This window comes from Pseudomonas sp. NPDC012596 (assembly GCF_042902325.1).
GTDB lineage: Bacteria > Pseudomonadota > Gammaproteobacteria > Pseudomonadales > Pseudomonadaceae > Aquipseudomonas.
In genome coordinates, this window is sequence record NZ_JBIBEB010000036.1 from 1 (window position 1) to 14261 (window position 14261).

Sequence of the window (14261 nt, forward strand, 5' to 3'; positions counted from 1 at the left end):
AGCAAGGCAGGCGCATCGGGGTTGGCCTGCACCTGCTGCTCGAACAGGCCGTGCACGGTCTGGGTCAGGTCGTAGGGGGTGGTGGTGGCGTTGAATGCGGCAGCCTGTCGTTGCTCTGCCTCGCCCAGCAGCGGCAGCTCGCCCAGCGCTGCCTCTGGCGCCTGAGCCATGGCCGTCAGCAGGCCAAGCAGTTGTTCGCAGAGGCGCTCGACCGTCGTTTCGCCGAAACACTCGCGGGCATAACTCATGTGCACCACCAGGCGATCGCTCATGCCAATGGTCACCGACAGCGGGAAGTGTGTCTGCTCATGGTTGTCGATGGGGCCAAAGCGCAGCTGGCCCGGCGCACCACGCTGCAACGCCTCGGAAACCGGATAGTTCTCGAACACCAGCAAGGTATCGAACAACGCCTGCCCTGCCCGCCCAGCCCACTGCTGGACCTGATACAACGGCGCATGTTCGTACTCGCGCAGCGCCAGGTTGTGGTCTTGCACCGCCTGCAGCCATTGCTGTACCGACTGCTCCGGGCGCGGGCTGGCGACCACCGCCAAGGTGTTGATGAACAGCCCGATCTGCCGCTCGATGCCAGGCAGCTCAGGGGGGCGTCCGGCAACCGTTGCACCGAAGGTGACGGTCGCCTGCCCGGTGTATTTTTGCAACAACAGCAACCAACCTGCCTGCACCAGGGTATTGACCGTAACCTTGTTCTCCCGGGCGAAACTACTCAGGCGCTCGGTGGCCCGCGCTTCCAGAGCCAGCGTCACGTTGCCATGCCCTGCGCCCTGGCCTGGCCGCGGTAAACTGTCAGCGAGCAGGCTCGGTGCCTGCAGTGGCGCAAGGGCACCTTCCCAGAAGCGCTGTGTGGCGCCGGCATCACGCGTAGCCAGCCAGCCGATGTAGTCGCTGAAACGGCTGCCCATCGCCTCGATCGGTTGACCCGCGTAGCGTTGCAATACTTCGCCAAACAACTGCGAGGTACTCCAGCCATCCATCAGCACATGGTGGCTGGTGTAGATCAGGTGCCAGGTTTGCCCGTCGACCGGTACCAGTACCAGGCGCAGGCCCGGCGCCTCGGCGAGGTCGAAACCGCGCTGACGCTGTTCATCGGCAATCGCCTGCAAGGCTTTGGCATCGCTGGTGGGGCGCACGTCGAACGGCACCGGCTGCGCCTTGAGCACCACTTGCATGGGTTGCCCGAGTGCGTCCTGCCAGATGAATCGGCTGCGCAGAATGTCGTGGGCATCCATCGCACCCTGCCAGGCCTGGCGGAATCGTTCGACATCCAGCCCGGTGACATCGACCCGCATCTGGTTGATGTAATGCCCAGCCCCCACCTCGAAGGCACTGTGGAACAGCATGCCCTGCTGCATGGGCGACAACGGATAGGCGTCCTGCACGCTGCGGGGCGACGTCAGCAGGTGATCGATCTGCGCCTGGGCAAGCCCCGCGAGAGGCAGGTCGGACGGGGTCAGCCCGCCGTTGCCCGGCTCAGTGCAATACGCCACCAGCTGTCGCAGTTCTTCGGCATACTCCTGCGCCAGGCGTTGCAATGTCGGCGTATCGAACATCTTTCGGCTGTAACTCCAGCCCAGGCTCAGTTCGCCTTCGAATACCCGGCCGTTGATCGACAGCCAGTTCTCCAGTGGGGCAAGTTCGCTCTGGTCGCTACCCTTGTCGCCAGCACACGGGCGCAACAGGGCCTGTTCGTCGGTGAAACTGCCATCGAACTGCCCCAGATAGTTGAAGCTCACCCGTGGCGTCGGTTGCGCCGCCAGGCGCTCTCGTACCTGCGGTTCGGCGTAGCCCAGCAGCACACCATGCCCGACACCCTTGGCCGGGACGCTGCGCAGTTGTTCCTTGACCTGCTTGATGCAGCGCCCCAGGTCGGCATCGCTTTGCAGGCGCAGCGGGTACAGACTGGTGAACCAACCCACCGTGCGGGTCAGGTCGATACCCTCGAACAGGTCCTCACGACCATGCCCTTCCATCTGGACAAGTTGCGCATCATGCCCTGTCCAGCGCGCCAGCACACGCACCAGCGCGGCCAGCAACAGGTCGTTGACCTGAGTGCGATAAGCGGCCGGCGCCTCCTGCAGCAAGCGACGGGTGGTCTCACTGTCGAGGCGGGTCTGCACGGTGTCGACATCGCGGTGCAACAGCGGGCCATCGCAGCGTCTGCCCGGCAGGTCATTCGGCACATCCTGGCCCTGGGCTTCCCAGTAGGCTAGTTCCTGAATGCGCTCCGGCTCGCGGGCGAATGCCTGCAGGCGTTCGGCCCAGTCGCGCAGCGAGCTGGTGGGTGCCGGCAAAGCCAGCGTTTGCCCGGCCTGCAACTGGCCATAGAGCCGTTGCAGGTCTTCGAACAGCACGCGCCAGGACACACCATCGACCACCAGGTGGTGAATGATCAGCAACAGGCGCTGGTCGCCATTGCCCAGCTCGAACAGCGCTGCGCGCATGAGCGTGCCATTGGCCAGGTCCAGGCTGGCCTGCAAGCGCTGTGCATGGGGCTCGATGCCCTGCTCGTCGGCCACTGCAATTCGTTCGAGCAGCACTTCGCCGTCTGCCGGCATGCAATGCGCCATCCAGCCTTCATCACCTTCGACGAATCTGACCCGCAGCGCCTCGTGTTCATTGACCAGATACTGCAGTGCCTGCCCAAGCCGCACGGGGTCCAGTGCCGAGGTGGCCTGCAGCAGTACCGACTGGTTCCAGTGATGACGCGCCTGGGTAACGCTCTCGAAGAAGCGCTGCTGTGCGGGCAACAGGGCTGCGCTGCCAACCCAGGGCTCACGGCGCACCGCCTGGGTGCCATCCTGCCATTGCGCGACCTGGGCCAGGCGCGCCACGGTCTGGTGCAGGAACAAAGCCTTGGGCGTGAAGTGGATGCCGCCCTGGCGGGCCCGGCTTACCAGCTGGATGGAGACGATCGAGTCGCCACCCAGCTCGAAGAAGTTGTCGTGAACCCCTACCGTGTCGCGCTTGAGCACATCACACCACAGCGCTACCAGGCGTTCCTCGAGCGCATTGCCCGGGGCCACCGGTTCAACGTGGGCGGCCAAGGCCTGAGGCTGCGGCAAGGCGCGCCGGTCGAGCTTGCCGTTGCGCGTCAACGGCAAGGCCGGCAGGCAAATCCAGTGCACCGGCACCATGTAGGCAGGCAAACGCCCCTCGAGGTCGCGACGCAGCGGCTGCAGGGCGGCGTCGCCATCCAGCGCGCCGTCACGCCCCACCAGGTAGGCTGCCAGTTGCGCCCCTGGCCCGTCACCTATTGGCAACACCACCGCCTCAGCCACTTCGGCGTAACCACGCAGCATGGCTTCGATTTCACCCAGTTCGATGCGCAGCCCACGGATCTTCACCTGGTGGTCGAGGCGCCCGAGGTAGTGCAGGTTCTGCTCGCGGTCACGACGGCAAAGGTCGCCGGTGCGATAAAGGCGCGCACCTGGCTCGCCATACGGGTCGGGTACAAAGCGTTCGGCCGTCAGCCCCGGGCGGTTCAGATAGCCCCGTGCCAACGCCTGGCCACCCAGCAGCAACTCGCCAGGTACTCCAGCCGGCGCAGGCTTCAAGGTCGCTTCAAGCACATGAGCATGAACATTCGCAATCGGCTGGCCCAATGCGGCTACCGCCGTCTGCGGCACCTGGTCGATGCGCAGCGCGCACGTGTCGATGGTCGCTTCGGTAGGCCCGTACAGGTTGATCACCTGGCTGCGCGAACGCGCCTGCCATTGCTCGATCAGCGCTTGAGGCAATGCCTCCCCACCACACAGCAAAGTCCGCAGGGATGCCAGCCGAGCATCCCCGACTGCAGGCATCAGCCCTTGCAACAGTGACGGGGCCATCTGCAGCACGCTGATTTGCTGCGTAGCCACTTCGTCCCACAACAGTGACAGGTCGTCGCTGAGCGCCGCCGACGCCATCACCAATTGCGCCCCACTCATCAAGGGGAGCCAGAATTCCCACACCGAAGCGTCGAAACCGACCACGGTCTTCTGCAGTACCCGGTCATCGGCGCCCAGGCGCAAATAGCCCTGCATCCACGCCATGTGGTTGCTCAGCCCGCCATGACGCACGCACACCCCTTTGGGCTGCCCAGTCGAGCCGGAGGTGTAGATGATGTAAACCAGGTTGTCCGGTGCCAACGTCACAGGTTGGCAGGTCGCTGGGGCGTAATCGAAGCGCTCAAGGTCAATCTGCGCCAGCCCGCCTGGCACGCGCTGGGTGGTCTGGCCGTCCACCAGCACGCAGCGCACGCCGCTGTCGGCCAACATGAACTGCAAGCGCTCGTCCGGCAGCCCTGGGTCCAACGGTACATAGGCGCCACCGGCCTTCAGCACTGCCAGCATCGCCACTGCCCGGTCCATGCTCGGTGCCAGCAGCACGGCCACCGCAACGTCTGGGCCTACTCCCTGCCCTTGCAGGTGGGCTGCCAGCGCTTCGGCCTTCTGCTCCAGCTGGCGGTAGGTCAGGCTCTGCGCGCCCTGGCGTACCGCGATGTGTTCGGGTGTGCACAAAGCCTGCTGGCCGATGTGCGCCTGCACTGGCTGCCAGGGTCCGAGCTCTACCGGTTCCGCATGCCCTGCAGCGATCGAGGCCTGGTGCTGCGTGTTGCAGAGCAGCGGCAGTTCGCCCACCGCCAGCGTTGCGTCAGTGGCAATCGCTTCCAGCAACTGCTGCCAATGACCGCCCATGGACTCGACAGTGGCGGCGTCGAAGAGGTCGGTAGCGTAGGTCAGCGTGGCCTGCAGGCCTTCGGCGGTTTCCACCGTGTTGAGGACCAGATCGAACTGCGCCGTGGGTTGTTCGCGATGCAAGCCTTCGACGCTGATACCGGCCAGACGCGGCCCATTGCGTACCTGGGTTTCACTCTGATGGTTGAACATCACCTGGAACAACGGGGCGTGGCTCAGGTTTCGCTCCGGCTGTAGCGCCTCGACCAGTTGCTCGAATGGCAGGTCCTGGTGCGCCTGGGCAGCCAGGGCCGTTTCCTTGACCTGCTGCACAAAAGCGTTGAACGGCTGCAGAGCCTCCAGGTTCGCCGAATACACTTGGGTATTGACGAAGAAGCCGATGAGGCCAGCGATCTCCTCGCGGTTGCGGTTGGCCACCGGCACGCCCACGCGGATGTTGGCCTGCCCGCTGTAACGGTGCATCAGCACCTGAAACGAAGCCAGCAGCAGCATGAACGGGGTGACCCCTTCGCGCTTGGCCAGGGCCAGCAGGGCCTCGCTCAATTGCGGTGCCAAGGCCAGCGGCAGGCGAGCCCCCCGGAAGCTTTGCAGCACGGGGCGTGGATGGTCCAACGGCAGCTGCAGCACCGACGCCTCGTGCCCCAGTTGCCCGGTCCAGTAGGCGAGCTGACGCTCCCGCTCCCCCGCCTCCATCCAGGTACGCTGCCAGATGGCGTAATCGGCATACTGGATCGGCAATGGCGCAAGGTCGGCCGTGCGCCCTTGGCGATGCGCGTCGTACAGGCCGATCAGCTCCTGCACCATGATCTGCATGGACACGGCATCGGAAACGATGTGGTGCAGGGTAAGCAGCACCACATGGTCCTGTTCCTCCAGTTGCAGCAGGCGAACACGCAGCAATGGCGGGCGGGCCAGATCGAACGGCTGGCGTACCTCGGCATCCATCAACTGCTCCAGACGCGCCTGGCTGTGTTCGGTCAATGCACCGAACGGCTCGACGCTCAATGGCCATGGCTGCGGCGGGTGAACCACCTGGCACGCCTGGCCGTCGACATCCTGCTCGAAGCCGGTGCGCAGGCTTTCGTGCCGTGCGATCAGGGCCCCGATGCTGCCGGCCAACGCCGCGACATCCAGCTCACCGCGCAGGCGGATGGACATGGGTATGTGATACGCGGTGCTGTCAGGTTCCAGCTGCCAAAGGAACCACTGGCGCTGCTGGGCATAGGATAACGGCAATCTTTCGCCAGCGACCTGGCAGGGTGGAACCGGCAACTGGCGCAGGCTCATGCCCTTGCTCTGAAGCTTGTCGAGGAAAGCCCGGCGCTGGGCCTGAGGCAAGCGGATGAAGCGTTGAACCAGCGCGATGTTGGTGTGGTCGGTCATGGCTCAGTTCGCCTCCAGCTCGTTCATAAAGTCAAACATGTCGCTCATGTCCGCTTGCAGGTTGGTATTCATTCGTTGTTCCACCGCCAGGGCATAGGCCTCCAGCGTGTCGGCTTTGAAGATGAGGTCCAGGGCAATGTCGCAACCCAGGCGCAGCTGAGCCATGGCCGTGGCCTGAGTGGCAAGCAGCGAATGGCCGCCCATTTCGAAGAAGTTGTCGTCCAGGCCGATCCGGGTCACGCCCAGCACCTCCTGCCAGATGACTGCCAGGGTGCATTGGTGTTCGGCCTGCGGCTCGCGATAGGTGCTGGCGGGCAAGGCCTGCTGAGGGTCTGGCAGCGCCTTGCGGTCGAGCTTGCCGTTGGGGGTCAGCGGCAAGCTGTCGATCTCGACCACGAAGGCCGGCACCAGGTGCTCGGGCAACTGCTGCTTGAGCGCGGCGCGAATCTGCTGGGCCTGCCCCTGCGCTTGCGGCTCGAGCACCACATAGCCTGCCAGGCGTCGCGCGCTGCCTTGGCCCTGGGCCACCACCGTACATTCGCGAACCCCGGGCTGGCGCCCCAGGCAGGCCTCGATCTCACCCAGCTCCACACGGAAGCCACGGATCTTGACCTGCTGATCGGAGCGCCCGATGTAGTCGATCACGCCGTCTGGGCGCTGTCGGACCAGGTCGCCGGAACGGTACAGGCGGCTGCCATCAGCAGCAAACGGGTCCGGCACGAAACGCTCGGCGGTGAGGCCTGGGCGGCCGAGGTAACCTCGCGCCACCCCTTCCCCCCCCAGGTACAACTCAGCGGCCAGCCCCACGGGTGACAGGTGCAGATCGGGGTCGCACACCAACACGTTGCGATCACCCACGCCCAAGCCGATCGGCGCATAGGCAGCACCGCAGTCCTCATGCGCCGCCGCTTTCCACAGCAAAGGCGTGACCACGGTTTCGGTCGGCCCATAGCCGTTGATGATCCAGGTCGGCTGCAAGGCCTGCCTGACGCGCTGGTAGCTGGCCTGTGGCACAGCATCCCCTCCGAAACAGTACACCCGAACCTTCGGCGGCTGGCCGTGTTGTTCGGCATGCTCAGCCAGCTGCTGCAGGTAGAGCGGCGGGAATGCCGCCACGCTCACGCCTTCGTCGATCATGGCCTGGTAGGTGCGCTGCGCAGTCCACAGCTCGCCATCACGCAACAGCACGCGCGCGCCGTGGGTAAGGCTGGTGAACAAGCGCTCGTGGGCGCCATCGAACGCGAACGACATGAAGTGCAGCTCGCAATCCTGCGCGCTCATCTCGTAGCGCTGGCCAATCGCCCGGCAATGCATGGCAAACGGACCGTGGGCAACTGCCACGCCCTTGGGCAAACCCGTGGAGCCTGAGGTGTAGATCAGGTAGGCCAGTTGCGCGGGGTCGATGACAACGTCGGGCGCCTGGGCCGACCACCCCTGCAACTGCAACTGGTCGAGGTTGACCACATGCAGTGACTCGACCTGTGACCAGGTGGCGGTCAGGCGGCTGTCAGTGAGCAGCAGGTGCATGCCCGAATCGCTCATCAGGTAGGCCAGGCGATCGGCTGGGTAGGTGATGTCCAGCGGTACATAGGCCCCCCCCGCCTTGAGGATGGCCAGCAGGCAGACCACCGTCTCGATGCTGCGCTCCAGCGCCACGCCAACCCGTACTTCTGCGCCAACCCCCTGCCCCAGCAAGTAGTGGGCAAGCTGGTTGGCTTGGGCATCCAGTGCGCTGAAGCTCAGGCGTTGATTGCCCAGCACCAACGCTGTGGCCTGCGGTTGAATGCGCACCTGGGCTTCGAATGCGTGATGCACCGCGCTGAACGGCAGCGCTTGCAGGCACGCGGCGCGACCGGCAGCCAGCAGGCGTGCCTGCTGATCGGCAGCGACCATTTCCAGTTCATCGACGCAGGTTGCTGCCGTGCTCGCCACCAGCTGTGCCAGCAGCCGCAGAAAACGCTCGGCCACTGCCTGTACGCTGGCCTCGGCGAAGTGCTCACAGGCGAAACTGAACTGCAAATGCAGCCTCTCCCCGGCGTTGACTGCCAGCGCCAGTGGGTAGTTGGACTGCTCGACGTTGACCACCGGGCCGAAGCCAAGCCCTGCCGGCGCAGCTTCCTGCAGTGCCTGCGAAACCGGATAGTTCTCGAACACCAGCAAGGTGTCGAACAGGCTCTGGGCGCCCTGGCCTACCCACCGCTGGATTTCGTACAGGGGCGTATGTTCCTGCTCGCGCAGGCTGACGTTCTGTGCCTGCAATTGCTGCAGCCATGTGCCCACCGCCTGCTGGGGGGCAACATCCGCGACCACCGGCAAGGTATTGATGAACAGGCCCAACTGCTGCTCGATGCCTGGCAGTTGCGCTGGCCGGCCGGCCACGGTGGCGCCAAAGGCAACCGCACGCTTACCTGTATGGCGCTGCAACAACAGCAACCAGGCGGCCTGGATGACGGTGTTGACCGTCACCTTGCGCTCACTGGCAAAGCGCTGCAGCGCGGCCATCGCAGGCGCGTCCAGGCCGCTGTCGACGCGCCCCATCCCCTGCCCCCCCGCCACTGGCGCGGGCAAGGCCGACGCCAGCAGGGTGGGCTCGTCAAGCGGGGCCAGCTCGCTACGCCAGAACCGTTCGCTGGCCTGCGCATCCTGGGCGCCGAGCCAGGCGATATAGTCGCGGTAGCTGCCTTCGGCCGGGGTTGCGCGCTCATTCGCGTAAGCCTGAAGGACCTCACCCAGCAGGCGCGAACTGCTCCAACCGTCGAGCAGGATGTGGTGATGGGTGTAGACCAGGTGCTGGGTGTTTTCTGCCACCTTGACCATCGCCACACGCAACAAGGGTGCAGCGCCGAGGTCGCGCACCTGCTCGCGCTCTTCGCTGGCCAGGCGCTCGATAGCGCCCTGCGGATCATCGAGGTTGCTGTAGTCGAGGATCTGGCACGGCAGCGTCAGCTGCCGATGGATCAGTTGCAACGGCCGCTCCAGGGTGCCCTGCCAGGCAAACCCGGCACGTAGGACATCGTGTGCGTCGAGCACCTGCTGCCAGGCGCGCGCCATGCGCTGGGGGTCGAGCCCGCTGATGTCGACCCGCAGCTGGTTGAGGTAATCGTTGCCCTGCTGCTGATAGAGGGTATGGAACAACATGCCTTGCTGCATCGGGGACAACGGGTAGATGTCTGCCAGTTGGCTGGCGGCCACCGGCAATTGGTCCAGTTGTGCCTGAGTCAACGCGGCCAGGGGGAAATCGCCAGGTGTGGCACCCCGGTTGCCAGGTGCGACGCAGAACGCGATGAGTGCCTGCAGCTCTTCGTTGTAAACATGCGCCAGTTGCTCGATGGCAGACGCATCGAACTGCTCGCTGCTGTAAGTCCAGGCAAGGCCGAGTTCGCCTTGGTACACCTGGCCATTGAGCGTCAGCCAGTTGCCCAGCGGTGCCTGCTGGTTGCGCTCCTGGCCACGCGGGTGGCCCACCGGGACGAACCCTGCGGTGGAGCCGGCCTGGCCTTTTTCGTCCAACTGGCCGAGGTAATTGAAGGTCAGGCGAGGCTTGGGCAGTGCCTGCAATTGCTCGCGCAGCGGTTGCTCGGCGCCCTGCAGCAGCGTGCCGAAGTCCAGTGCGTGCAGGCCGTGCTCACGCACCGCTTCCTTGGTGCGCTTGATGTCTGCGGCCACGTCGTCGCTGGCGTGCAGGCACAGCGGTGCCTTGACGGTGAACCAGCCGACGGTGCGGCTGAGGTCGATATCGTCGCGCAGCGTTTCACGGCCATGGCCTTCCAGCTCCACCAGAAGCTCAGCGCTGCCACTCCAGCGCCGTATGGCACGGGCCAGGGCGGTCAGTAGCAGGTCGTTGATTTGTGTGCGATAGGCCGCAGGTGCCTCGGTGAGCAGGCGCTGGGTCTGGCTGGCGTCCAGCCGAGTCTGCACGCTCTGAGCGTGTGCGCAGGCCAGGCTGCCCTCGGTGCGGTGGCCGGGGAAGCAGGTTTCGATGCCTGACAGGCGAGACTGCCAGTATGCTGCACGCTGACCGGCGTCCTCGCTGCGGGCATGGGCTTCGAGGCAATCGGCCCACTTACGCAAACCGCTGGTCTTGGCCGGCAGTGCCTGGGCAGGTACACGGCCATCATGGTACAGCTGGTTCAAGTCCTCGATCAGGATCCGCCAGGACACACCGTCCACAACCAAGTGATGGATGGCCAGGAACAAGCGCTGTGCCCCCCCTTCAAGACTGACCAGCACGCCACGCAGCAGTTCGCCATTGCTCACGTCAAGGCTGCGCTGTGCTTCGTCGGCCAACGCCTCCAGGCCCGCTTGCGGGTGAATGCCGGCGTGCCACAGCAAAGGCCTGGCCTGCCAGCACTGCCGCAAACTGGCCAGTGGTTGGAAATCTCCCTGCCATTGGCCTGAGCGTTCACTGAAAGCCAGGCGCAGCGCATCGTGATGCGCGACCAGCGCTTGCAGTGCCGCCTCCAGACGCTGCTCGTCAACGTCGTGGCCCAGGTCCAGCCAAACCGACTGGTTCCAGTGATCCGAGTGGGGTACCTGTGCCTGCAAGAAGGCTTTCTGAATCGGCAATAGCGCCGTCGTGCCACTGGCGGGTGTCTGGTCATGCGAAATGGCTGGCCCGCCCAGCGTGGTGACCCTGGCCAGCGCCGCGAGGGTCTGATGCTGGAACAACTGCCGTGCGCTGAAGTGCATGCCAGCCTGACGGGCTCGGCTGACCATCTGAATCGACACGATCGAGTCGCCGCCCAGTTCGAAGAAGTTCTGCTCGCGGCCGATGGGCGCCACGTTCAACACTTGCTCCCAGATCGCGGCCAGGCGTCGCTCCAGGTCGTTGGCCGGCAACAGCAGATTGCCCTGCGGCTGTGCCTGAAGCGCTGGCAAGGCACTGCGGTCGAGCTTGCCGTTGGCGGTAATCGGCAGCGTATCGAGCACCACAATGCGCCAAGGGACCAGGTAATCCGGCAGGCGCTGGGCGAGCTGCGAACGCCAGTGCTCGTTCAAGTCGCGCTCCTGCTGCCCCTGGCTGGCTACCACATAGGCCACCAGTTGCTGGCCTGCGGCAGTCGCCACCGCCACGGTAGCCGCCTCGGCAATCCCTTCCAGGGCTAACAGTGCAGCACTGATTTCCCCGGGCTCTATCCGATAACCGCGGATCTTGACTTGATCATCGGCACGCCCACGGTAGTACAAGGCACCCTGGTGCCATTGCACCTGGTCGCCGGTACGATACAAACGCTGACCCGCAGCGCCGAAGGGGTCGGGCACAAAGCGCTCCGCCGTGGCACCTGGACGGCCCAGATAACCTCGCGCCAGCGAAGGACCGCCCACATACAATTCGGCGGGCTGGCCAGCCACGGCAAGCGTCAGCCCGCCATCAAGAAGCCAGGCCTGGTTGCCACCCAGTACCTGCCCCAGCGCCACGCGTTCGGTACCCGGCTGCACCCGGCCGGCGAGCACCCCGACCGTGGTTTCGGTGGGGCCGTAGTGGTTCACCACCTGGCAGTCTGGCGCCAACCCGTTTATACGCGCCAGCAGGCTTGCGGAGCAGGCCTCGCCCCCGAGAATCAGGCAATGGCGTGGCAGCAGCGCGCCGGCGTTTTCACCTTGCAGCAGCGCCGACAGGTGCGAAGGGACGATCTTCAGCGCATCGATACCGTGGGTGCTGAAATAGCTGGCCAAGGCCTGGGCATCGGTTGCTGTCTGGGTGTCGAGCAGGTGCAACGTGCGCCCTGAGCACAACGCACCGAACAGCAGGGTGTAGCCAAGGTCGGCGGCAAGCGTCGAAACCATCGCCACCTTGTCGACCGACTGCCACGGCAGGCACCCGAGGATGTGTTGGACGTAATGCACGAGTGCCCCGTGGCTGACCACGGTGCCCTTCGGCCGGCCGGTCGAGCCAGATGTATGCACCACGTAGGCGGCCTGCGCCGCGAGCGGCAGTTCGACCTGCGTGCTCGCATCGGGCGCCATGCCGGTGCTGATCGGCAACCACGGGGTGGCTTCAGGCAGCACTGTCGCTACGTCGCGGGTTGCGCTCAACAACATGCTGATGCCGCATTCTGCAAACATCTGCCGCTGACGCTGGGCTGGCAGGCCGGGATCGACCGGCACCAGCGTGGCACCGGCTTTGAACGTGGCCAGGAAGGCGACGATGCTATGTACCGAGCGCTCGGCCACCAAGCCCACGCAGTGCTCGGCGCCCACCCCGCTGGCACGCAGCGCGGCAGCCAGGAGGTCACTGCGCACCTGCAGTTCACGGTACGAAAGTTCGAGACCCTCGGCGACCACTGCCGGCTTGTCAGGTACCCGGGCCGCTTCGCGCTGGAACAATTCGACAACACTGTCGGCCGTGGCCTCGGCAGCACAGCCAACGGCAGCCTGCTGCAGTTGCAGGCGCTCGGCAGGGGCCATCAATTCGGCTGTGGCAATCAGCGCGCCAGGCGATTCAAGCATGGCATCGAGCATCGCCAGCCAGTGACCGAGGATACGCTCGGCGGTAGGGGAATCGAAAAGGTCCAGGGCGAAAATCAGCGAAACCTCGAGATCATCGTCGACTTCCAGAGTGTTGAGGGTGAGGTCGAACTTGCTGTGCCGGGTCGGCAGGTCCAGCGCCTGCACCTGCAGGCCGGCAGCTGCGCTCCAGCCCTGCAGTTGCGCCGCCACCTGGTGGTTGTGCGCTACCTGGAAGATGGCGTTGCGGCTGAGGCTGCGCTCAGGTTGCAGGGCGTCGATCAGCTCTTCGAATGGCAGGTCCTGGTGTGCCTGCGCTTCCAGCACACGCGCCCTGACCTGGGCCAGCAGCCCCTCGAACGTCATGTGCAGGTCGATGTCGGCATCGAGCACCAGTGTATTGACGAACATGCCCACGATCGACTCGGTCTGGCTGTGGTTGCGGTTGGCAACCGGCGTGCCGACACGCACCCGCTGCTGGCCGCTGTAGCGATGCAATAGCGCCTGCAGCGCACCCAGCAAGACCATGAACAGCGAAGTACCTTGGCTTGCCGCCAGCGCTCGCAGCGCCCCGGTACGCTGCGCACCCAGCCGCACTTCGACGCGGTCGCCGCGGTAGCTCTGTTCGGCCGGCCGCGGGCGGTCCTGGGGCAATTCCAGCAGCACTGGCTCATCACCGAGGCGGGCAGCCCAGTAAGCCAGCTGTCGGGCTCGCTCTCCCTGCGCCAGCCAATCACGTTGCCACTGGGCGTAGTCGGCATACTCCACAGCCAACGGCGCAACCGTGACGCTGCGACCATCAACATGGGCCCGATAGCGTTCGATCCACTCGCGTGCGAGCAACTGCACGGATACGCCGTCGGCAACGATATGGTGCAAGGTCAGCAGCAGCACGGCATCCTGCGCCGAGCGCAGCAGGCTGGCCCGCATCAACGGTGCGTGCGCCAGGTCGAATGGTTGCTGGATCTGTGCCTGCATGAGGGCGGGCAGATCGTCGCCGGTGGCCAGGTCGGATGCCTGCAGCACGACCCGCGCGTCGTCATCAATCAATTGCCGAGGCTCACCGTGCACAGTGATGAAGCGTGTACGCAGTGATTCGTGGCGTGCTACCAGTTGATCCAGGCTGGCCTGCAGCGCGGCGACATCCAGAGCCCCGCTGATGCGCAGCGCCATGGGGATGTGGTAAGCGCTGCTCTGCGGTTCGAGCTGGGCAATGATCCACTGCCGTTGCTGGGCATGCGACAACAGCAACGGCTGCCCCCGCCCGATCTGCGTGATGGCCGGCACCAGCGGGGCCGCTTCGGCACTCAGTGCCTGGACGAAAGATTGCAGACGGCTGTGGTCGAACAGTGTCTTGAGTGACAGCTCCAGCGCGCATGCCTGGCGAACCTTGGCCACCATCTGCACGGCCTTCAGCGAGTGGCCTCCCAGTTGGAAAAAGTCATCATCGAGCCCGACCTGCGGCTGCTCCAGCACGCTTTCCCAAATCTGCGCCACCTGCTGTTCCAGGGCCGTCTGCGGGGCTCGGTAGGCCGGCCCTGCAGCGTCCTGCACAGGGCTTGGCAGCTGGCGCCGGTCAAGCTTGCCGTTGGGGCTCAGCGGCAGCGCTTCGAGGAACAGCCACTGCGCCGGCACCATGTATTCCGGCAGGCTGCGGGCCAGCTGCGCCTTGAGCGCGTCGGCCGTCGCCTCGCCCACCACGTAGGCCACCAGTTGCTGCTCCACCACCAGCACCGC

2 protein-coding genes are annotated in these 14261 nt (G+C 65.2%); both read right to left on the reverse strand.

What is annotated here, in order from left to right; all coding sequences use genetic code 11:
* A partial coding sequence (locus ACFY68_RS25945) for an amino acid adenylation domain-containing protein (RefSeq protein ID WP_387533493.1) occupies positions 1-6077 on the reverse strand: 6077 nt, incomplete at its 3' end.
* Between the two features lie 3 nt (positions 6078-6080).
* Positions 6081-14249, reverse strand: coding sequence for an amino acid adenylation domain-containing protein (locus tag ACFY68_RS25950; RefSeq protein WP_387533496.1), 8169 nt, complete (start codon positions 14247-14249; stop codon positions 6081-6083).
* Positions 14250-14261: the final 12 nt, after the last annotated feature.